The sequence below is a fragment of the Amycolatopsis sp. NPDC003676 genome (assembly GCF_053587275.1).
The window spans coordinates 1-20,797 of sequence record NZ_JBSFNS010000126.1 but is presented as its reverse complement, the minus strand read 5'-3'; the positions used below and the strand labels follow the sequence as shown (position 1 = coordinate 20,797).

Below are 20,797 nucleotides of genomic sequence, written 5' to 3'. Positions count from 1 at the left end.
GGCGTCGATTTGCGAGGCGCTGGAGCTGCCGCTGGGCGAGCTGCTGCACAAGGTCGCCTCAGGGTTCCCCTCACGGACGGCCGTCTCCCCCGTCGGCCGAGACTGCGGGGCCGCCTCGAGCCCTGGGCACGGGGAATCCGATTCCCTCAAGGAGCCCTTCACGGACCAACGGGAGCAATCCCGGCACCGGGGACCGAACGGCTCGATACACCCCTCGAACCGGAGTCGATACGCTTCCGGTCGTGGCAGTCGGCGAACACCCGGACCAGCGGGCCCCGGAACCGGACTTATCCGGCGAACCGGGCAGCGCTGACGGTGCCGACGGCGCCGTGGCCGCGCCCCCGGCCCCCGAAGCCGCGCCGTCCCCGGTCGGCCCGCGCCGCACCGATCCGCTGAACGCCGCCGAGACCCGCGGCCTCGACGTGGTCCGCCGTTTCGGCACGGTCGGTTCGCTGTTCCTCGCGCTCGGCTCGCTCGGCGCCGGAGCCGCGCCGGTGATCAACCCGGTGCAGGACCTGCCGGTGCTGCGGCTGTTCATCCGGATCCCGACGGTCTCGCTCGCGATCGCCTTCTCCGGCATGGGCATCCTGGTGCTGAGCTGGCTCATGCTGGCCCGGTTCGCCCGTCCGGCGAGCGCGCGGCTGGCCACCAGCGGGCAGCTCGCCCGCACCGTCGCGATGTGGGTCGCGCCGCTGCTGCTGATCCCGCCGCTGTTCTCCCGCGACGTCTACAGCTACCTCGCGCAGAGCGAGATCGTGCACCGCGGCATGGACCCGTACCAGCTGGGCCCGGCGCAGGCGCTCGGCGTCGCGGACCCGCTCACCGCGGGCGTCACCAACATCTGGCGCGAGACCCCCGCCCCGTACGGTCCGCTGCTGCTGCGGCTCGGCGGCTGGCTGGCTCCGGTCGGCGGCAACAACATCGTCGTCGGCGTGCTGCTGCAGCGCGGCCTCGCGATGGTCGGCGTGCTGCTGATCGTGTGGGCGGTGCCGCGGCTGGCCCGGCGCTTCGGCGTGCAGCCGGCCACCGCGCTGTGGCTGGGCGCGGCGAACCCGTTGCTGATCTTCCATTTCGTCGCGGGCGCGCACAACGATTCGCTGGCCATCGGGCTCATGGTCGCCGGACTGGAGATCGGCATCCGGCGGCTCCCAGTGCGGGTGAAGGGCGACAGTCCGCCGCCCTTGGCGAAGGGCGAACTCCTCTTCATCGCGCTCGGCGTCGTCATCATCACGATCGGCGCCACGGTGAAAATCCCGGCTGTGCTGGCGTTGCCGTTCCTGTCGGTGATGGTCGCGCGCAGGTGGCACGGGCGGCTGAAGGACCTGGTGTGGGCGGGCGCGCCGATGGCGGTGCTGTTCGGCGTGGTCCTGACCGCGATCTGCGTCGGCACGGGGCTGGGCTTCGGCTGGATCGGCGCGACGGCGAGCACGCCGGGGCTGGTGCGGTCGTTCATCTCCCCCACCGCGGAGGTCGCGAACCTCGGCGGCGTCCTCGGCATCACGCTCGGGCTCGGCAACCACACCGACGCGCTGGTGCCGATCCTCGGCACGCTCGGCAACGTGATCACCGCGGCGGTCACGATCAAATTCCTGTGGGCCAGCTTCAAATGGCGCTACCGGCCGATCATCGGGCTCGGCGTCTCGCTGGGCGCGGCGATGATCCTGCAGATCAACCTCCAGCCGTGGTACCTGCTGTGGGCGGTGATCCCGCTCGCCGCGGCGGCCGGGACGTCGCGGTTCCGGGTGGTCGCCACGGTCATCAGCGCCGGGCTGCCGTTCCTGCTCCCGCCCACCGGCGGCACCTTCGACGGCCGCTCATACGTCCTGCCGTGGGCCTACGGCGCGGCCGCTCTGGTGACCCTCGGCGGCCTCGCGATCGTGTACCGGGTTTCGCCGCTGCTGTTGTCCAGGACACCTCCGGCGTCCCCAGCACCGCGCGCGCCCGCCGACGTCGTATCGTGATTCGTTGTGGACAACCCCGCCGTCGAGATCTCCGGCTTGGCGAAAAGCTACGGCTCCACCACCGCGGTCGACGGCATCGACCTGCGCATGGAGCGTGGTTCCCTGCTGGCCCTGCTCGGGCCGAACGGCGCCGGAAAAACGACCACTGTCGAGATTTGCGAGGGTTTCCGCAGACCTGACGCGGGCCGGGTGCGCGTGCTCGGCCTCGACCCCGTCGCGGACAGTTCCCGGCTCCGCCCGCGCGTCGGCATCATGCCCCAAGGCGGCGGCGCGTACCCGGGCGTGCGCGCGGAGGAAATGCTGCGGCTAGTGGCTTCCTGCGCGGCGAACCCGCACGATCCGGCGTGGCTGCTCGACGTGCTCGGGCTGGCCGGCGCGAAGCGGACGCCGTTCAAACGGCTCTCCGGCGGGCAGCAGCAACGGCTTTCCCTGGCGTGCGCGCTGGTCGGCCGTCCGGAGCTGGTGTTCCTGGACGAACCCACCGCCGGGATGGACCCGCAGGCCCGGCGGCTGGTCTGGGACCTGCTCGCGGCGCTGCGCGCGGACGGCGTGAGCGTCCTGCTCACCACCCACCTCATGGAGGAAGCGGAAACGCTGGCCGACCAGGTGGTGATCGTGGACCACGGCAAGGTGGTCGTCGAGGGCACGCCGCATTCGCTGACCCTGGAAGCGGGCGAGGCGGCGCAGCTGCGGTTCCGCGCCCGCACGAAGCTCGACACGACGCTGCTCGCGGCCGCGCTGCCGGAGGGGTACCGGGTCAGCGAAACCGCGCCCGGTTCGTACCTGGTGGAGGGCGCGGTCGACCCGCAGGTGGTCTCCGCGGTCACCGCCTGGTGCGCGCAACAGGGCGTCCTGCCCGAACAACTGCAAGTCGGACGTCGGACGCTCGAAGAAGTGTTCCTCGAACTCACCGGACGGGAGCTGCGCGCATGAGTTCTCCGTTCCCCGCAGGGACTTTCGCCCCCGCGCCCGGCCGCGGCTCGCTCGGCAAGATGCTGCGCACGCACGCGCGCGTCGAGGCCGCGCTGACCCTGCGGCACGGCGAGCAGCTGCTGCTCACCCTGATCATTCCGCTCGCGCTGCTGATCGGCCTGAGCTCGCTGGACATCCTGCCGGCGAGCCAGCTCGGCTCGACGTCCAAAGTGGACTGGATGACGCCGAGGATTCTCGCGCTGGCGGTCATGTCGTCGGCCTTCACCGGCCAGGCGATCGCCCTCGGCTTCGACCGCCGCTACGGCGTGCTGAAGCGGCTTTCGGCGACGGCGCTGCCGCGCTGGCTGCTCGTGGCCGGGCGAGTCGTGGCGGCGCTGGTCGTCGTGGCCCTGCAGTCCGTGGTGCTCGGCGTGGTGGCGGCTTTCCTGGGCTGGTCGCCGTCGGCCGCCGGGATCGGCTCCGCGGTGGTGCTGCTGGTCCTGGGGACGCTGGCTTTCGGCGCACTGGGCGTGCTGCTGGGTGGCGCGCTGCGTGCGGAAGCCGTGCTGGCGCTGGCGAACATCGTGTGGTTCGTGCTGCTGCTTGCTGGCGGGATTCTGCTGGCTCCGTCGGCGCTGCCGTCCGGGGTCGGGGTGATCGTTTCGCTGCTGCCGTCGGGCGCGCTGGCGGAAGGCATGCGCGCGGCGCTGGTGGACGGCCAGTTCCCGCTCGGCCCGGCGGCGGTGCTGGTGGTGTGGGCCGCGGTGGCCGGAGTGCTGGCGACGCGGACTACGAAACTCACCTGAATCCCACCTCCAATTACGGATCACCGCGCGGAAAACAGGCCGCTAATGTGACCGCCGCCGCACCCGATTCCTTGCGCACGCTGGCGATTCCGTGCGGAACAATACCGCCGCGTGAAGGCGGGAAAACGCGCGCGAGTATTCTTTCCGCGTGTCCCTTCGCAGTTTGATCGCCCGCCTGCCGTATCCGTCCGCCGCGGTCCAGCGCGGCGTCGGGATCGCCGCGGTGGTCACGCAGGCAGGCATCGGCGTCACCGGTTCCGTGGTGCGGGTGACCGGGTCCGGGCTGGGATGCCCGACCTGGCCGCAGTGCGTCGCGGGCAGCCTGGTGCCGGTGCGGCACTCCGGCATCGACGCGGTCACCCAGTGGATCGAGTTCTCGAACCGGATGCTGACCGGCGTCGTGATCGTGGTGGCGGCACTGGCCGTGCTCACCGCGTGGCGGATGCAGATCGACCACCCGGAGCGCAAGCGCCTGGTGAAGCTCGCCTGGACGATGCCCGGCGGCGTCGTGCTGCAGGCGGTCATCGGCGGGCTGACCGTGCTGGCGAAACTGGAATGGTGGACGGTCGCGATCCACTTCCTGGCCTCCACGCCGCTCGTGTGGCTGGCGGTGCTGCTGCTGAAGGCGTTCCGCGAAGGAGACGAACCGGCGCGCCCGCTGGTCCCGAAACTGGGACGGCAGATGCTGGTGCTGCTGACGGTCCTGATGTGGGCAGTCCTGATCGCCGGGACCACGGTCACCGGCGCGGGCCCGCACGGCGGCGACGTGAACACGCATCGCCTCGACGCCCCGATCGAGCAGCTGGCCCGGGTCCACAGCGGGCTGCTGATCGCTTACCTCGTGGTGCTGGGCGTCTTCGGGCTCACGCTGATGCGCGTCGGCGCGCCGAAGAGCGTGTGGCAGCGGTATGCGTGGGTGTGGATTGTCGCGCTGCTGCAGGGGGTTCTGGGAACGGTGCAGTACGCGCTGGGCGTGCCCGAGGCGATGGTGTCGTTCCACGTGCTGGGCTCGGCGCTCGTGATCGTGGTGACGGCGGTGCTGTGGACGGGGACCCGCGACCGCGGGCCGGTGACCTCGCTGGAGCCCGCGGAGAAGCGGGAACTCGCTGCCGCGAACTGACGGTCATCCGGGCGTAACTGCGCGTCGGCCCGGCGGACAGGTCGGCGGCTTACCGTCGTCGCCGTCCGGCTTTCCGAAAAGCCCGAGGTGCCGCCATGCCGACCGCCCCTGCCCGTACCGGCAAGCCCCTTCTCTCCGGCCGGCGCGGGACCGCCGAGATGATCGTGCTCAAGACGTTCCTGCTCGTGCCGTTCGCCGCGCTGATCGCCGCCGTGCCGCTGCTGTGGGGATGGGGCATCGGCTGGACCGACCTGATCCTCGCGACCGTCTTCTACGTGCTCGCGACGCTCGGCGTCACCGTCGGGTACCACCGCTACTTCACCCACGGCGCCTTCAAAGCGAGCCGCCCGCTGCGGATCGCGCTCGCGATCGCCGGGAGCATGGCCGTGCAGGGGTCGGTGATTTTCTGGGTCGCGAGCCATCGCCGCCACCACGCGTTTTCCGACCGTGAGGGCGATCCGCACTCACCGTGGCTCTTCGGCACGTCGCCCGCGGCGCTGTTGCGCGGGTTCTGGCACGCGCACATGGGCTGGATGTTCCAGCGCGAGGTCACCAACGCCGACCGCTTCGCGCCGGATCTCGTCAGCGACCGCGACCTACGGCTGGTGAACCGGTTCTTCTGGCTGTGGATCACCCTCAGCCTCGCCCTGCCCGCCGCGCTCGGCTGGGCGTTCAGCGGCACCTGGCAGGGAGCGCTGACGGCGTTCTTCTGGGCCGGTCTGGTGCGGATCGCGTTCCTGCACCACGTGACCTGGTCGGTGAACTCGGTGTGCCACCTGATCGGCGACCGCCCGTTCGCGAGCCGCGACCGCGCGGCCAACTTCTGGCCGCTGGCGCTGCTGTCCATGGGCGAGTCGTGGCACAACTCCCACCACGCCGACCCGACCTGCGCCCGGCACGGCGTGCTGCGCGGACAGGTGGACGTCTCGGCGCGGGTGATCTGGGCGTTCGAACGGCTCGGCTGGGCAAGCGACGTCCGGTGGCCCCGGGCGGAACGGCTGGCGGCGAAGCGGCGAGCGAGCTAAGCCAACTGCTGCCGCACCGCAGACGCAAACCGCAATGGCGCACCCGCGTCCGCATGCCGGAACCCCAGCGACGGCTCAGTCAACTCCAACTCCAGCACCAGCGGCCGACCGTCATCCCCGCGGACCAGATCCACCCGCGCGTACAACAGGTCCGCCCGCAAAATGCCGAGCAACCCGCACGCAGCGTCCAGCGCGTCCTCGGCCACCGCACGCACTTCCGGAGCCGGAACAGCGGCCGCAAGCCGCTCCTCGCGATACAGCCCGGAATTGTCCATTGAGGACTCCAGCGACGCGGATTTCGTGAAGGCGTGCGAATAAACGCCGCCGAAGTACGTCACCGCGATCTCGCCCTGAGTGTCCACACTGGACTGATACGGCTGAATCAACCCCGTGCGCCCGTCGTCGTGCAAAGCGCGCAGGTGCTGTTCGGCGTCCGCCCCGGCAGACGAGAACCGGACGGCGTCGCGGCCTCCCGCGCCCACCGAAGGCTTCACCACGAACGGTTTCTTCGGCCAGCGCGGCTTCTCCCCCGGCGGCACGATCTCGACCGGCACCGTCGGCACGCCCGCGTCGAGCAGTTCGCCGAGATACGTCTTGTCGGTGTTCCACCGCACGACCGTGGCCGAGTTGCTCAGCCCGGGCACGTCTTCGCACCAGCTGAGGAATTCCTCCCGGCGCGAGGGGTAATCCCAGGCAGCGCGCAGCACCACGATGTCCGCCGAAGCGAAGTCCGCGGCTGAATCCCAGGCCGCCCAGCTCACGGTGAATCCGAGGTCCGCGAGCGCGGGCAGCACCGCGGCCTCGTCGCCGTCGCCCTCGGGCAGTTCGGCGCAGCCGACGAAAATCGCCGAGCGGGTCACCGGCCCGCTCGCGGCCCGGCCATCTTGCGCCGGTGCGCGGCACCGATTTTGACGGTCTTCACGGTTTCGCTGTCCCACTCCGCGGCTTCGAGGTCGTCGACCTGCTCGACCAGCGCGTTCCCGGTCTCGACCCCGGCGACCAGCACGTCGCCCATCGCCCCGTCCGGGCCCACGAGCACGACCCGCGCGCCGGCCAGCCCGATGTTCTCGACCACGGCGCGCGACGGTTTTCCGTGCTTCGCCACGAAGTCGCGGGCGGACGCCAGCTGGCGGGCAGTGGGCGCGGTCGGCGTGTTTTCGGTCTCCTCAGCCACGTCCGGAGCTTAACCCGAGACCCCCGCCCCCGCGGCCCGACCGTGTTCTCGGCCATAGTGGACGCCAGACGCGCACATCTCGAGGAGGAACCATGCCGACCGCAGTGCAGGTGACCCGGACCGGCGGCCCGGAAGTGCTGGAACTGGCCGAGATCGAGCCCGGTCCGCCCGGCGCGGGCGAACTGCTGGTCGACCTCGCCGCCGCGGGCGTCAACTACATCGACACCTATCAGCGCCAGGGCATCTACCCGATCGACCTGCCGTTCGTCCTCGGTTCCGAAGGCGCCGGGACGGTCGTGGAGACCGGCGAGGGCGTCACCGAATTCGCCCCCGGCGACCGTGTGACCTGGCAGGGCGTGCTCGGCAGCTACGCTCAGCGCGCGGTGGTCCCGGCCAGCGCCACGGTGAAGGTGCCCGAAGGCGTGTCTGACGAGACCGCCGCGGCCACGATGCTGCAGGGCCTGACGGCGCACTACCTGGTGCGTTCGACCTACGAAGTGCAGGCAGGCGACGACATCCTCGTCCACGCGGCGGCCGGCGGCGTCGGTTTGCTGCTGGTGCAGCTGGCGAAGGCGCGCGGCGCGCGAGTGCTGGCCACGGTGTCCACCGACGAGAAGGCCGAGCTGGCCCGCGGCGCGGGCGCGGACCACGTGATCCGCTACGACCGTGAAGACTTCGCCGCCGCGACCCGCGAGCTGACCAACGGCGAAGGCGTCGCCGCGGTCTACGACGGCGTCGGCAAGAGCACCATCGACGGCAGCCTCGCGAGCCTGAAGATCCGCGGCACGCTGGCGCTGTTCGGCGCGGCCAGCGGCCCGGTGCCGCCGCTCGACCCGCAACGGCTCAACTCCGGCGGCTCGCTCTTCCTGACCCGCCCGACGCTCGGCCACTACCTGCGCACCCGCGAGGAACTCGACTGGCGCGCCGGCGAACTGTTCGCCGCCGTGCAGGACGGTTCGCTCAACGTCCGGATCGGCGGCCGCTACCCGCTCGCCGACGCCCGCAAGGCCCACGAGGACCTGCAGGGCCGCCGGACGACCGGGAAGCTGCTGCTGATCCCCTGACTCAGCACACCGGCAGCGCGCCGGTCGCGAACACCGGCGAACTGTTCACGACCGGGCACGACGGCTCGCGCAACGTCCGCGAAGCCAACCAAGACCGGCGAGGACGCCGCACGACCGGAAAGCTCAGCCGACCGAGAGGGCGTCGGTCACGAACACCAGCGTTTCGTTGGGCGCGATGCCGCGGCCGCCGTCCTTGTAGGCCAGGGCGGGCGGGATGATCATCATCCGCCGCCCGCCCTGCTTCACGCCGACGAGGCCCTGGTCCCAGCCGTCGATGACCTGGCCGGCGCCGAGGTCGAGGCCGAACGGTTCGCCGCGGTCGAACGAGCTGTCCAGCTTCTTCTTGTTCGACCAGGTGACGACCACGTAGTTCATCGACAGCTTCGACCCGGCGGCCGCGGCCTTGCCGGAGCCCTCCGACAGGTCCTTGGTGAGCAGCTTCTTCGGCGGGGCGCAGTCGTCCGGGATGGTGATTGTCGGGACCTGCCCGAAGTTCCCGGTGGTCTTGATGTCGTCCGCGGTGCACTCGCGGCTCGGGGTCGCCGGGGCCGCGCTGCTGTCGCCGCCGCAGGCCGTGAGGCCGAACGCGGCGACTGCCGCGACCGCGCCGAAGACAGCTGTCCTGCCGATGTTCTGCATAGCGGAAGATTAGCCAAGGCCACCGAGTGCAGGGACCGCCGGACCAGTCCGCACCACGCCGAGCCGCTGGGTCGCCCTGGTCAGCGCCACGTACAGGTCGTTGAGCCCGCGCGCCGACCCCGCCGCGATCTCGTCCGGCGACACCAGCACGACCCCGTCGAACTCCAGCCCCTTGGACCGGTCGACCGTCAGCACGCTCAGCCGCTCGTCCTCCGGAAGCAGCTTCCGCACCTCATCGACGCGACCGCCCGGCACCAGCACCGCCACGGTCCCACCGTCCACAGCGGACAGTTCCGCGGCCACCAGCGCGGGCAGTTCCTCGTCCAGCGAAGCGACTTCCACGCCCCACGGCGGCACCCCGGTCTCGCGCACCGACGCCGGCGCGGCCAGATCGACGTCGAGTTCGGCGAGCACGCCCGCCGCGACCGCCATGATCTCCGCCGGGGTCCGGTAGTTCACCGTCAGCTGCTCCAGCCGCCAGCGGTCCGCGACGTACGGCGACAGCACCTCGTCCCACGTCCGCGCTCCCCCGGCGGCCCCGGTCTGCGCGACGTCGCCGACCAGCGTCATCGACCGGTTCGGCGTGCGGCGCATCAGCAGCCGCCAGTCCATCGCGGACAGTTCCTGCGCCTCGTCGACGATCACGTGCCCGAACGTCCACGTCCGGTCCTGCGCGGCACGCTGCGCCGCGGTCAGCTGGCTGCGCGCCTGCTGCCGTTCGGCGAACAGCTCGGCGTCCAGCACGTCGGACACCCGCAGGACCTCCTCGTCCTGGATTTCCTCGTCCTGATCGAGGATGTCCAGCACGCCCTCGGCATACGCGCGCTCGACGCGTTCGCGGCGCTTCTCCTCGGCCGCTTCCTCGGAGTCGTCGGTGCCGAGCAGCTCGGCCAGTTCGTCGAGCAGCGGCACGTCGGCGGGCGTCCACTTCGTGGTGCGGCCGCTCTCCAGATGCTTCCGATCCTCTTCGGACAGCAGCTCGCCGGCCGCCCGGTCGAGGTGTTCGCGGTCGGCGAACAGGTCGTCGAGCAGGCCTCCCGGGCTGAGTTTCGGCCACAGCGAGTTCAGCGCGGCGGCCACCGCGGGGCTCGAAGCCAGCTCGGCGCGGATGTCCTGGACGTCCTGTGCGTCCAGCAGGTCCTCGCCCAGCGAGCGGGCGGCCTGCCGGGTGAGCGAGTCGAGGACGTCGGAGATGAACAACCGCCGCGCGAGGTTGTGCGGCCGCCGCGAACGGCGGGCCCGGGTGCGAGCCTGCACGCACGTCTTCCGGTCGAGCTTGAGGATCTCGCGTTCGTGCTCGATTTCGATCACCGGATCGGGTACACCTTGCCGGTCCCGAACGGCCTTGGCGAGCACGTCGACCATCACCAGCCGCCCCTTCACCTCGGCCGCTTCCGGAGACTCGACGCCGTCGGCGTCCAAGCCCGGCCACAGCTGCCCGATGGTCGCCAGCAGCACGCCGGTCTCGCCGAGCGACGGCAGCACCTGGCCGATGTAGCGCAGGAAGGTCGAGTTCGGGCCGACGACGAGCACGCCGCGCGTGGTCAGCTGCTGGCGGTGCGTGTAGAGCAGATACGCCGCGCGGTGCAGCGCGACCGCGGTCTTCCCGGTGCCGGGCGCGCCCTGCACCACCATCACGCCGCCGAGCGGCGCGCGGATGATCCGGTCCTGCTCGGCCTGGATGGTGGCGACGATGTCGGCCATCTCGCCGGTCCGGCGGCGCTCCAACGCGGCCAGCAGGGCGGCTTCGCCAGCGAGCCCGAGATCCTGGCCCTGGTCGGCGGCGGTCAGGTCGAGGATCTCGTCGTCGAACCCGGTGACGCGGCGGCTCAGCGACCGCAGATGCCGTCGCCTGCGCACGCCGTCCGGCGAAGCGGCGGTGGCGAGATAGAACGGTCGCGCGACCGGGGCCCGCCAGTCGATCAGCAGCGGCCGGTAGTCGTCGTCCTCGTCGAACAGGCCGAGCCGTCCGATGTAGGCGATCTCCTCGTCCGTGCTGCCCGGCACGAAATCCAGCCGCCCGAAGCACAATCCCTGCTCGACCGACCCGAGCTGGGCGAGCCGGTCGGTGTGCAGGTTCGTGGCGGCTTCGCGTTCGGTCCGCGCCTGCGGCGTCCCGCCGGTCTGGCGCAGGGTCTCGTCCAGCCGGCGCTGGGTCTGGGTGCGTTCGGAGTCGAGCTTCGCGAACAACGCGTCGGTGTAGGCCTGTTCGCGGCGCAGCTCGGCTTCGTAGGCCGGTTCCTCGGGCAAGGAAAGGTCCTGCTTTCAGGTCGGGATCGGGGCCGGAAGAGTGCAACCGGCGAGGATCCCGGGCCATTCCTGCCCGGCGCGGAACGGGTCGGAGAAAAGGATCAGAACGGGAGGCCGAGGACCGGCAAGCCGATCGCCGAGTCGACCGCCAGCGCGACGAACACGATCATCAGGTAGGTGTTCGACCGGTGGAACAACGCCATCGGCTTGGTTTCCTCGCCGCGGTGCACGGCGGCCTGCAGCCGGTGCGCGTAGAAGAGGAACCAGCCGCCGGCGAGGATCGCGAAGGTCGCGTACAGCCAGCTGGTGACCGGGAGCAGCAGCAGCGTCCAGGCGACCATCACCCACGAGTAGATGACGATCTGCCGGGCCACGTGCTCGGCGGTCGCGACGACCGGGAGCATCGGCACGCCCGCGCGCTCGTAGTCGTCGCGGTACTTCATGCCCAGCGCCCAGGTGTGCGGCGGGGTCCAGAAGAAGATCACGCCGAACATCACGAACGCGGGCCACTGCACGGTGCCGGTGACCGCGACCCAGCCGATCAGCACCGGCATGCAGCCCGCGGCCCCGCCCCAGACCACGTTCTGCGACGTCCGCCGCTTGAGGCCGAGGGTGTAGACGAAGATGTAGAACAGGATCGTCGCGATCGCGAGGACCGCCGCCAGCAGGTTCACCGTGAAGTACAGGACGGCGAACGACGCGATGCCCAGGACGAGGCCGAAGATCAGCGCGTTGCGCCGCGGCACCGCGTCCTTCACCAGCGGGCGCCGCTTGGTGCGGTTCATGACCTTGTCGATGTCGCTGTCGATCACGCAGTTGAGCGCGTTCGCGCTGCCCGCGGCCATGGTGCCGCCGACCAGCGTCGCGACCACCAGCCACGGGTTCGGCACCTCGCGCCCGGCGAGGAACATCGCGGGGATCGTGGTGACGAGGAGAAGCTCGATCACGCGCGGCTTCGCCAGCGCGGCGTACGCGCCGGCCACCTGGCGGAAGCTTCGCCGGGCCCCGCTCGGCCGTCCGCCGTCCGGGGGTACGGCGCTGGTGTCCTCACTGCGTCCGTGCGCAGCGTTCACCAACGACATTTCTCTCCCTGAGTCAGTCCTGGGCCGGGCGGCCCGGAAGAAAAGCGGAACTCCGCGAGAACTTCCGTGCCTGGCCCGCGATCGATGTTAGACGTGACGGACCGGCCCAATGCCCGCGGGTCCGGGACACGCCCGGCGATGTCTTCTCCGTCACGTCGCCCGCCGCGGGCCGCGATGAGTCGCGAACGCCCGCGGCGGGTAGCCGGAGACGGACAGGCGGGCAGGATCACCTCACCCGCAGGGCTGTCGCCCGCGCTCGCGCGCGCACGTACGCACTAGGGTGACAGCGTCGGGCCGCTCGCTCCGCCTGCACAGCGCCGCCAGCAGGAATATCGTCCCTTCGGGATCGATTGAGATAACTGAGGGCGCACACCGCAGCACTTGAGCGGCACGCACGGAATACAGCCATCACTTCACCGACGCAGGAGTTCGAGTTCAGTGTCCGAAACCTCTAGCAGCGAGACCAACCCCTTGCTCCGGCGCAACGTGCCGGCCGACTGGACCGAGACCGACACCCGCGCCGTAGACACCGCCCGCGTGCTGGCCGCGGACGCCGTCGAAAACTGCGGCAGCGGGCACCCGGGCACTGCGATGAGCCTGGCGCCGCTGGCGTACACGCTGTTCCAGCGCACGATGCGGCACGACCCGGCCGACCCGGAGTGGCCCGCCCGCGACCGGTTCGTCCTCTCCGCCGGCCACTCCAGCCTGACCCTGTACATCCAGCTGTACCTGGCCGGCTTCGGCCTTGAGCTGGAAGACCTCGAGCAGCTGCGCCGCTGGGGCTCCAAGACCCCGGGCCACCCGGAGTACCGGCACACCAAGGGCGTCGAGACCACCACCGGCCCGCTGGGCCAGGGCCTCGCGAACGGCGTCGGCATGGCGATGGCAGCGCGGCGCGAGCGCGGCCTGCTGGACCCGGACGCCCCCGCCGGCGAGAGCATCTTCGACCACCACATCTACGTGATCGCCTCCGACGGCGACATCGAAGAGGGCGTCACTTCCGAGGCGTCGTCCATCGCGGGCCGCCAGCAGCTGGGCAACCTGATCGTCTTCTACGACGACAACAAGATCTCCATCGAGGACGACACCAACATCGCGCTGTCCGAGGACGTCGCGAAGCGGTACGAGGCCTACGGCTGGCACGTGCAGACCGTCGAGGGCGGCGAGGACGTCGTCGCGATCGAAGCGGCCATCAAGGCGGCGCAGGCCGAGACCGAGCGGCCGTCGTTCATCCAGCTGCGCACGATCATCGGCTACCCGGCCCCGACGAAGATGAACACCGGCAAGGCGCACGGCGCGGCGCTGGGCGCGGAAGAGGTCGCGGGCGTCAAGAAGGCGCTCGGCTTCGACCCGGAGAAGAACTTCGACGTCGACGAGGCCGTGCTCGCGCACACCCGCCAGGCGATCGAGCGCGGCGAGAAGCAGCGCGCCGAGTGGCAGGAGCGCTTCGAGGCGTGGGCCGCGGCGAACCCGGAGCGCAAGAAGCTGGCCGACCGGCTGTCGACCCGCACGCTGCCCGAGGGCTTCGCGGACAACCTGCCGACCTGGGAGCCCGACGCCAAGGGCATCGCCACCCGCAAGGCCTCCGGCGAGGTGCTCAACGCGCTGGCCGAGCCGCTGCCCGAGCTGTGGGGCGGTTCCGCGGACCTCGCGGAGAGCAACAACACCACCATGAAGGGCGCCGACTCGTTCGGCCCGGCCGAGGCCGGCACCGACATGTGGAAGACCAACCCGTACGGCCGCACGCTGCACTTCGGCATCCGCGAGCACGCGATGGGCTCGATCCTCAACGGCATCGCGCTGCACGGCGGCACCCGCCCGTACGGCGCGACGTTCCTCACCTTCTCCGACTACATGCGCCCGCCGGTCCGGCTCGCCGCGCTGATGAAGGCGCCGGTCATCTACGTGTGGACGCACGACTCGATCGGCCTCGGCGAGGACGGCCCGACGCACCAGCCGATCGAACAGGTCGCCGCGCTGCGCGCGATCCCGGGCCTCAACGTCGTCCGCCCGGCGGACGCCAACGAGACCGCGTACGCGTGGAAGGCCGTGCTTGAGGACGTGCACCACCCGTCCGGCTTCGCGCTGACCCGGCAGAACGTGCCGGTGCTCGAGGGCACGAACGCCGAGGGCGTCAAGAAGGGCGGCTACGTGCTGGCCGAGGCGTCCAACGGCACCCCGGAGGTCGTGCTGATCGCGACCGGTTCCGAGGTGCAGCTGGCCGTCGAGGCGCGCAAGACCCTCGAGGCCGACGGCATCCCGACCAGCGTGGTCTCCATGCCGTGTGTCGAGTGGTTCGACGCGCAGGACCAGGACTACAAGGACGCCGTCCTGCCGCCGACGGTCAAGGCCCGCGTTTCGGTCGAGGCCGGGATCGCGATGCCGTGGCAGCGCTTCACCGGCGACGCCGGCGAGAACGTGTCGATCGAGCACTACGGAGCCTCGGCCGACGCCGCGACGCTGTTCCGCGAGTTCGGCTTCACCGCCGAGGCCGTGGTCGACGCCGCCCGCCGTTCGATCGCCAACACCAAGAACTGAATTGAAGGGAGTGCACTCATGACTGACCGACTCGCGCAGCTGTCCGAAGCAGGCGTCTCGATCTGGCTGGACGACCTTTCGCGGGAACGCCTGAACTCGGGCAACCTCGCCGGGCTCATCCGCGACAAGCACGTCGTCGGCGTGACCACCAACCCGACGATCTTCGCGAACGCGCTGTCGAAGGGCGCCGCCTACGACGAGCAGGTCAACGACCTCGCCGCGCGCGGCGCGGACCTCGACGGCACCGTCCGGGAGCTGACCACCACCGACGTGCGCAACGCCGCGGACCTGTTCCGCGACGTGTACAACGCCACGAACGGCGTCGACGGCCGCGTGTCCATCGAGGTGGACCCGCGCCTGGCGAAGGACACCGACAAGACGGTGGCCGAGGCCAAGGACCTGTGGAAGACCGTCGACCGGCCGAACGTGATGATCAAGATCCCGGCCACCGAAGAGGGCCTGCCCGCGATCACCGCGACGCTCGCCGAGGGCATCAGCGTCAACGTCACGCTGATCTTCTCCGTCGAGCGCTACGAGGCCGTCATCAAGGCCTTCTTCGCCGGTCTCGAGCAGGCGAAGGCCAACGGCCACGACCTCAAGGGCATCCACTCGGTCGCGTCGTTCTTCGTGTCCCGTGTGGACAGTGAGGTCGACAAGCGGCTGAACGCGATCGGCACCGACGAGGCCAAGGCGCTGCTGGGCGAGGCGGCCATCGCCAACGCGCGGCTCGCGTACGCGGCCTTCGAGAAGCTGTTCGCCACGGACCAGTGGAAGGCGCTGGCCGAGGCCGGTGCGAACGCGCAGCGTCCGCTGTGGGCCTCCACCGGCGTGAAGGACCCGGCCTACTCCGACACCCGGTACGTCGACCAGCTCGTGGTCAAGGACGTCGTGAACACGATGCCCGAGAAGACCATGGACTCGGTCGCCGACCACGCCGAGATCACCGGCGACACGGTTTCCGGAAAGGGCGAGCAGGCGCAGGCGATCTTCGACAAGCTGTCCGCGGCGGGCATCGACGTGCCCGACGTGTTCCTGACGCTGGAGACCGAGGGCGTCGAGAAGTTCGAGAAGTCCTGGCAGGAACTGCTGGACACGGTGACCGGGCAGCTGAACAAAGCGAGGGGCTGAACCAGAGACCATGAGCGGGGACGAAACCGGCGTCGTGATCGTCGACGCCGAACTGGCAGAAAAGGCAGCGCCGCTGGCGCAGCGGCTGGCCGCCGACGGCGCCGCTGCCAAGCTCGCCGCCAAGGACTCCACGCTGTGGGGTCCGGACGCCGAGTCCGAAGCGTCGATCCGATTGTCCTGGACGACGTTGCACAAGTCGTCGCGTCCGTTGATCGGGGAAATCGAAGCGCTGCGCGCGGAACTGCGCAGCGAGGGCGTGGACCGCGTGGTGCTCGCCGGCATGGGCGGCTCGTCGCTCGCGCCGGAGGTCATCACCGCCACCGCCGGCGTCCCGCTCACGGTTCTCGACACGACCGACCCCGGCCAGGTGGCCGACGCGCTCGCGGGCGACCTCGAGCGCACCGTCATCGTGGTGTCGTCGAAATCCGGCGGCACTGTCGAGACGGACAGCCACCGCCGGATTTTCGCCAAGGCGTTCGCGGATGCCGGGATCGACGCGGCGCGACGGATCGTCGTCGTCACCGATCCCGGCTCCCCGTTCTCCGAACTGGCGGAGAAAGAGGGCTACCGCAAGACCTTTCTGGCGGATCCGCACGTCGGCGGCCGCTACTCCGCGCTGACCGCGTTCGGCCTCGTGCCGGCCGGTCTCGCGGGCGCGGACGTCGCGCGGCTGCTCGACCAGGCCGCCTCCGTGGCGGAAACGCTCGCCGAGGACACCGCCGAGAACCCGGCCGTGCAGCTCGCGGCGGCTTGGGGCGCAGCGCACGAAGCGGGCGCGGAGAAGGTGGTGCTGGCCGACACCGGTTCCGGCATCAAGGGATTCCCGGACTGGGCGGAGCAGCTGATCGCCGAGTCCACCGGCAAGCTCGGCACCGGACTGCTGCCGGTGGCCGTCGAAGGCCCGGACGCGCCCGGGTTCGCCGACCACGGCAAGGACGCGACCGCCGTCGCGATCGGCGCTGCGGAAGGCGCGGCGCAGATTTCGGTGACCGGCCCGCTCGGCGCGCAGTTCCTGTTGTGGGAGTTCGCGACCGCGCTCGTCGGACGGCTGATCGGGATCAACCCGTTCGACCAGCCTGATGTGGAAGCGGCCAAGAAGGCGGCGCGTGCGCTGCTGGACGACCCGGAGAAGCTGAAGGGCGGCGAAGAACCGGCCACTGTGGACGGTGCCGTCGAAGTCTTTGGCAGCGAAGGCGTTTCGACTGACGGCAAGCTCGCCGACGTGCTGCGCGCGTTCTTCGGTTCGGTGGCTGATGGCGGCTACATCGCCGTTCAGGCCTACCTCGACCGGCTGGACGACGCGTCGACTTCGTTGCTGCGCGGCGAAATCGCCAAGCGGACCGGCGTGCAGACCACGTTCGGCTGGGGCCCGCGGTTCCTGCACTCCACCGGGCAGTACCACAAGGGCGGCCACCAGAACGGCAGCTTCCTGCAGATCACCGGTGCCGTCGACGAAGACCTCTCGGTGCCGGACCGCCCGTACACGCTTGGGCAGCTTCAGCACGCGCAGGCGCTCGGCGACGGCCAGGTGCTCGCCGAGCACGGGCGTCCGGTGCTGCGGCTGCACCTGACCGACCGCGCCGCCGGGCTCGCCGAGCTCGTCCGGGCAGTGCAGGAGGCCGCTCAGTGACCACCTGGCGCAACCCGCTGCGGGACCCCCGCGACAAGCGGCTGCCGCGGATCGCCGGGCCGTCGAGCCTGGTGATCTTCGGCGTCACCGGCGACCTGGCGCGCAAGAAGCTCATGCCCGCCATCTACGACCTCGCGCACCGCGGGCTGCTGCCCGCCGGGTTCTCGCTGGTCGGCTTCGCCCGCCGGGACTGGGAGCACCAGGACTTCGGCGAGCTGGTGCACGATTCGGTGCGGGAGCACGCGCGGACGCCGTTCAAGGAGTCGGTCTGGAACCGGCTCGCCGAAGGAATCCGGTTCGTCCAAGGCACTTTCGACGACGACGACGCCTTCGACCGGCTCGCGAAGACCGTGCGCGAACTGGACGAGGAACGCGGCACCGGCGGCAACACCGCGTTCTACCTCTCGATCCCGCCGGGCGCGTTCCCGGTGGTGACCAAGCAGCTGGCGCGCTCGGGCCTCGCGCAGGCCGACGAGAACACCTGGCGGCGCGTGGTCATCGAGAAGCCGTTCGGCCACGATCTCAAGAGCGCCAAGGAGCTCAACGCGATCGTGAACGACGTCTTCCCCGAGGAGTCGGTGTTCCGCATCGACCACTACCTCGGCAAGGAGACGGTGCAGAACATCCTGGCGCTGCGCTTCGCGAACCAGCTGTTCGAGCCGATCTGGAACGCCAACTTCATCGACCACGTGCAGATCACCATGGCCGAGGACATCGGTCTCGGCGGCCGCGCGGGGTACTACGACGGGATCGGCGCGGCGCGCGACGTCATCCAGAACCACCTGCTGCAGTTGCTCGCCTTCACCGCGATGGACGAGCCGCTGTCGTTCGAGCCGAAGGCGCTGCGCTCGGAGAAGGCCAAGGTGCTGGCGGCGACCAAGCCGATGCTGCCGCTGCACGAGACCACCGCGCGCGGGCAGTACGCGGGCGGCTGGCAGGGCGGCACCAAGGTGCCGGGGCTGTTGCAGGAAGCCGGGTTCGCGAAGGACTCGACCACCGAGACGTACGCCGCGGTGACGCTGGAGGTGCAGAACCGCCGCTGGGCGGGCGTGCCGTTCTACCTGCGCACCGGAAAGCGGCTCGGCCGGCGCGTCACCGAGATCGCGGTCGTGTTCAAGCGCGCGCCGCACCTGCCGTTCGACTCCACCTCCACCGAGGAGCTGGGGCAGAACGCGCTGGTCATCCGCGTGCAGCCGGACGAGGGCATCACGCTGCGGTTCGGGTCGAAGGTGCCGGGGACCACGATGGAGGTCCGCGACGTCACGATGGACTTCGGCTACGGCCACGCGTTCACCGAATCGTCGCCGGAGGCTTACGAGCGGCTGATCCTGGACGTGCTGCTGGGCGAGCCGTCGCTGTTCCCGGTGAACGAGGAAGTCGAGCTGTCGTGGGAAATCCTCGACCCGGTGCTGTCGCACTGGGCGAAGCTCGGCACCGCGCCGGAGCAGTATCCGCCGGGCAGCTGGGGACCCAAGTCCGCTGACGAGATGCTGGAGCGTACCGGCAGGCACTGGAGGCGTCCGTGATCATCGACCTGCCGTCGACCACGACGTCGGCGCTGAACAAGAAACTGGTGGAGATCCGCGAGCAGGGCGGCCAGGTCGCGCTCGGCCGGGTGCTGACGCTGGTGATCGTCGCGGACGACGACGCCAAGCTCGAGGACGCCATCGAGGCCGCGAACGACGCCAGCCGCGAACATCCGTCGCGGGTGATCGTCGTGGCGAAGGGCGCGCGCACGGCCGCGCCGCGCATAGACGGCCAGATCCGCGTCGGCGGCGACGCCGGCGCGAGCGAGGTCATCGTGCTGCGACTGTACGGTCCGCTGGCCGCGCAGGGGCAGAGCGCTGTCGTGCCGCTGCTGCTGCCGGACGCGCCGATCGTCACCTGGTGGCCCGGGGCCGGTCCGAAGGCTCCGGCGGAGGACCCGCTCGGCCAGCTCGCGCAGCGGCGGATCACCGACTCGGCCGCGGAAAAGAGCCCCATAAGGTCTCTCACCACGCGTGCGAAGTCCTATGTGGAGGGTGACACCGACCTGGCGTGGACCCGGCTGACCCGCTGGCGGGCGCAGCTGGTGTCGGCGCTGGACCTGCCGCCGTACGAGAAGATCACGAGCGCGACGGTGACCGGCGAGGCGGATTCGCCGTCCACCGAACTGCTCGCGGGCTGGCTCGCCGAGTACCTCAAGGCACCGGTGCACCGGGTCAAGAGCTCGAGCGCGCAGGGCATCATCTCGGTGAAGCTGGAGCGGAAATCGGGCGCGGTGGAGCTGACGCGGCCGGACGGGCGGGTCGGCACGCTGACCCAGCCGGGCCAGCCGACCCGGCGGATCGCGTTGCAGCGGCGCAGCAATCCCGAGTGCCTCGTGGAGGAACTGCGGCGGCTCGACCCGGACGAGATCTACGAGGCGGCCCTGCACGGGCTGCACAAGATCGCCGCGTCCAACGGGTCGAAACCCGCTGCCGCCAAGGCTCCGGCCAAACCCGCGGCTGCGAAGCCGAAGGCGGCCCGCAAGACCGCGGAAAAGAGCACGTCATGAGCCGGACCGAGGTCGTCGTCTACGAAAACGCGGACCTGCTCGCCGCGGCCGCCGCGGCCCGCCTGGTGACGCGGATCGTCGACGTGCAGGCAGCCCGGGGCGCGGCGTCGGTGGTGCTCACCGGCGGCGGCACCGGCATCGCCGTGCTGCGGGAACTGCGGGAGTCGAGCGCGCGGGACGCGATCGACTGGTCGCGGTTGGACATCTACTGGGGCGACGAACGGTTCGTCCCGGCGGATTCGGACGAGCGCAACGAGAAGGGCGCGCGCGAAGCTCTGCTCGACCACGTGCCGCTGGCTCCCGAGCGAGTGCACGCGATGGCCCCGTCGGACGGCGAATTCGGCGACGACGTCGACGCGGCCGCCGAGGCCTACGCGAAGGTCCTCTCCGACGCGGCGGGCCCCGGTGCCGACGTGCCGGAGTTCGACATCATGCTGCTGGGCCTCGGCGGCGAGGGCCACACGGCGTCGCTGTTCCCGGAAACCGCCGAGGTGCGCGAAACCCAGCGCTCGGTGGTCCCGGTCCGCGACTGCCCGAAGCCCCCGCCGACCCGCGTGTCGCTCACGCTGCCCGCCATCCGCCGCGCCCGCGAGGTGTGGCTGATGACGGCGGGCACGGCCAAGGCGGACGCGGTCGCGCAGGCACTGGCCGGTGCGCCAGAGACGCAGATCCCCGTCTCGGGTGCCCGTGGCTACCGGCGGACGCTGTGGCTCCTGGACCGCGAGGCGGCCGGGAAGCTGACGAAGGTGTACGAGCCGCCGGCCGAGTAGGTTTATCCGGGAAGGGCTCCTCGCGCGTTGGCGCGGGGAGCCTTTTTCGTTGCGCGGTAAGGGAGAAGCGGGGGCGCTGGGTGTCGTGAGTGCGTATCCCGGGCCCAGCGTCGCGATCAGCGGCGGCACCCGCAGCACCGCGACGATCAGCCCGTTGACCAA

At 70.7% G+C, this 20,797-nt stretch carries 17 protein-coding genes; 12 read left to right on the top strand and 5 right to left on the bottom strand.

Features of this window, described 5'->3' with window-relative positions; all coding sequences use genetic code 11:
- Positions 1-329 precede the first annotated feature (329 nt).
- The 5 genes from mptB to ACWDNU_RS39355 all read left to right on the top strand — a co-directional run bounded on the left by mptB (position 330) and on the right by ACWDNU_RS39355 (position 5,824).
- A complete protein-coding gene (gene mptB, locus ACWDNU_RS39375) occupies positions 330-1,961 on the top strand; it encodes a polyprenol phosphomannose-dependent alpha 1,6 mannosyltransferase MptB (RefSeq protein WP_370940504.1) in 1,632 nt (543 codons plus the stop codon).
- 6 nt (positions 1,962-1,967) lie between these two features.
- Positions 1,968-2,894 carry an ABC transporter ATP-binding protein gene (locus ACWDNU_RS39370; protein ID WP_009075909.1) on the top strand — a complete coding sequence of 309 codons (927 nt, stop codon included), beginning with the start codon at positions 1,968-1,970 and terminating at the stop codon, positions 2,892-2,894.
- Positions 2,891-3,679, top strand: coding sequence for an ABC transporter permease (locus tag ACWDNU_RS39365; RefSeq protein ID WP_449672593.1), 789 nt, complete (start codon positions 2,891-2,893; stop codon positions 3,677-3,679). Before ACWDNU_RS39370 ends, ACWDNU_RS39365 begins: the two co-directional genes overlap by 4 nt.
- Positions 3,680-3,827: 148 nt before the next feature.
- Positions 3,828-4,799 (top strand): COX15/CtaA family protein, encoded by a 972-nt coding sequence (locus ACWDNU_RS39360; protein WP_370938723.1) that lies wholly within the window; start codon positions 3,828-3,830, stop codon positions 4,797-4,799.
- Positions 4,800-4,894: 95 nt separating this feature from the next.
- Positions 4,895-5,824 carry an acyl-CoA desaturase gene (locus ACWDNU_RS39355; RefSeq protein WP_449672592.1) on the top strand — a complete coding sequence of 310 codons (930 nt, stop codon included), beginning with the start codon at positions 4,895-4,897 and terminating at the stop codon, positions 5,822-5,824.
- Here the strand turns inward: ACWDNU_RS39355 and ACWDNU_RS39350 are convergent.
- Together ACWDNU_RS39350 and ACWDNU_RS39345 are read right to left on the bottom strand one after the other, a co-directional pair.
- Positions 5,821-6,684, bottom strand: coding sequence for an ATP-grasp domain-containing protein (locus ACWDNU_RS39350; RefSeq protein WP_449672591.1), 864 nt, complete (start codon positions 6,682-6,684; stop codon positions 5,821-5,823). The genes ACWDNU_RS39355 and ACWDNU_RS39350 overlap by 4 nt on opposite strands.
- Positions 6,681-6,998 (bottom strand): hypothetical protein, encoded by a 318-nt coding sequence (locus tag ACWDNU_RS39345; protein WP_009075903.1) that lies wholly within the window; start codon positions 6,996-6,998, stop codon positions 6,681-6,683. The genes ACWDNU_RS39350 and ACWDNU_RS39345 overlap by 4 nt, the downstream gene beginning before the upstream one ends.
- A 92-nt stretch (positions 6,999-7,090) precedes the next feature.
- Here ACWDNU_RS39345 and ACWDNU_RS39340 point away from each other — a divergent pair, with 92 nt between their 5' ends.
- Positions 7,091-8,062, top strand: a complete 972-nt coding sequence (locus ACWDNU_RS39340) for a quinone oxidoreductase family protein (protein ID WP_370938727.1) — start codon at positions 7,091-7,093, stop codon at positions 8,060-8,062.
- A gap of 123 nt (positions 8,063-8,185) precedes the next feature.
- Here the strand turns inward: ACWDNU_RS39340 and ACWDNU_RS39335 are convergent, their stop codons facing one another.
- From ACWDNU_RS39335 to ACWDNU_RS39325, 3 genes are all read right to left on the bottom strand, one after another.
- On the bottom strand, positions 8,186-8,701 hold the full coding sequence (locus tag ACWDNU_RS39335; RefSeq protein WP_449672590.1) for an FKBP-type peptidyl-prolyl cis-trans isomerase: 516 nt from the start codon (positions 8,699-8,701) through the stop codon (positions 8,186-8,188).
- Positions 8,702-8,710: 9 nt separating this feature from the next.
- On the bottom strand, positions 8,711-10,951 hold the full coding sequence (locus ACWDNU_RS39330; RefSeq protein ID WP_449672589.1) for a HelD family protein: 2,241 nt from the start codon (positions 10,949-10,951) through the stop codon (positions 8,711-8,713).
- Positions 10,952-11,052: 101 nt separating this feature from the next.
- Entirely contained in the window at positions 11,053-12,033 is a 981-nt protein-coding gene (locus ACWDNU_RS39325) for a heme o synthase (RefSeq protein WP_037814661.1), read from the bottom strand.
- 438 nt (positions 12,034-12,471) lie between these two features.
- Between ACWDNU_RS39325 and tkt the strand changes: the two genes are divergently transcribed.
- From tkt to pgl, 6 genes are read left to right on the top strand one after another with little or no spacing between them, the layout of a single operon-like run.
- Positions 12,472-14,571, top strand: coding sequence for a transketolase (gene tkt, locus ACWDNU_RS39320; protein ID WP_449672588.1), 2,100 nt, complete (start codon positions 12,472-12,474; stop codon positions 14,569-14,571).
- Positions 14,572-14,589: 18 nt separating this feature from the next.
- The gene (tal, locus tag ACWDNU_RS39315) at positions 14,590-15,699 is read left to right on the top strand and encodes a transaldolase (protein WP_370938732.1); all 1,110 of its coding nucleotides are present in this window, start codon (positions 14,590-14,592) and stop codon (positions 15,697-15,699) included.
- 10 nt (positions 15,700-15,709) lie between these two features.
- Positions 15,710-17,329, top strand: coding sequence for a glucose-6-phosphate isomerase (locus ACWDNU_RS39310; RefSeq protein WP_449672587.1), 1,620 nt, complete (start codon positions 15,710-15,712; stop codon positions 17,327-17,329).
- Positions 17,326-18,855 (top strand): glucose-6-phosphate dehydrogenase, encoded by a 1,530-nt coding sequence (gene zwf, locus ACWDNU_RS39305; protein ID WP_370938734.1) that lies wholly within the window; start codon positions 17,326-17,328, stop codon positions 18,853-18,855. The genes ACWDNU_RS39310 and zwf overlap by 4 nt, the downstream gene beginning before the upstream one ends.
- Positions 18,852-19,865 carry a glucose-6-phosphate dehydrogenase assembly protein OpcA gene (opcA, locus tag ACWDNU_RS39300; RefSeq protein ID WP_449672586.1) on the top strand — a complete coding sequence of 338 codons (1,014 nt, stop codon included), beginning with the start codon at positions 18,852-18,854 and terminating at the stop codon, positions 19,863-19,865. Before zwf ends, opcA begins: the two co-directional genes overlap by 4 nt.
- The gene (pgl, locus tag ACWDNU_RS39295) at positions 19,862-20,635 is read left to right on the top strand and encodes a 6-phosphogluconolactonase (protein WP_449672585.1); all 774 of its coding nucleotides are present in this window, start codon (positions 19,862-19,864) and stop codon (positions 20,633-20,635) included. Before opcA ends, pgl begins: the two co-directional genes overlap by 4 nt.
- Positions 20,636-20,797 lie beyond the last annotated feature (162 nt).

Bases quoted from the DNA above. Each gene is read 5' to 3' on its own strand.
- ACWDNU_RS39335 (WP_449672590.1), bottom strand. From the start codon at position 8,701: ATGCAGAACATCGGCAGGACAGCTGTCTTCGGCGCGGTCGCGGCAGTC.
- tal (WP_370938732.1), top strand. From the start codon at position 14,590: ATGACTGACCGACTCGCGCAGCTGTCCGAAGCAGGCGTCTCGATCTGG.
- ACWDNU_RS39325 (WP_037814661.1), bottom strand. From the start codon at position 12,033: ATGTCGTTGGTGAACGCTGCGCACGGACGCAGTGAGGACACCAGCGCC.
- ACWDNU_RS39365 (WP_449672593.1), top strand. From the start codon at position 2,891: ATGAGTTCTCCGTTCCCCGCAGGGACTTTCGCCCCCGCGCCCGGCCGC.
- pgl (WP_449672585.1), top strand. From the start codon at position 19,862: ATGAGCCGGACCGAGGTCGTCGTCTACGAAAACGCGGACCTGCTCGCC.
- ACWDNU_RS39340 (WP_370938727.1), top strand. From the start codon at position 7,091: ATGCCGACCGCAGTGCAGGTGACCCGGACCGGCGGCCCGGAAGTGCTG.
- ACWDNU_RS39310 (WP_449672587.1), top strand. From the start codon at position 15,710: ATGAGCGGGGACGAAACCGGCGTCGTGATCGTCGACGCCGAACTGGCA.
- ACWDNU_RS39355 (WP_449672592.1), top strand. From the start codon at position 4,895: ATGCCGACCGCCCCTGCCCGTACCGGCAAGCCCCTTCTCTCCGGCCGG.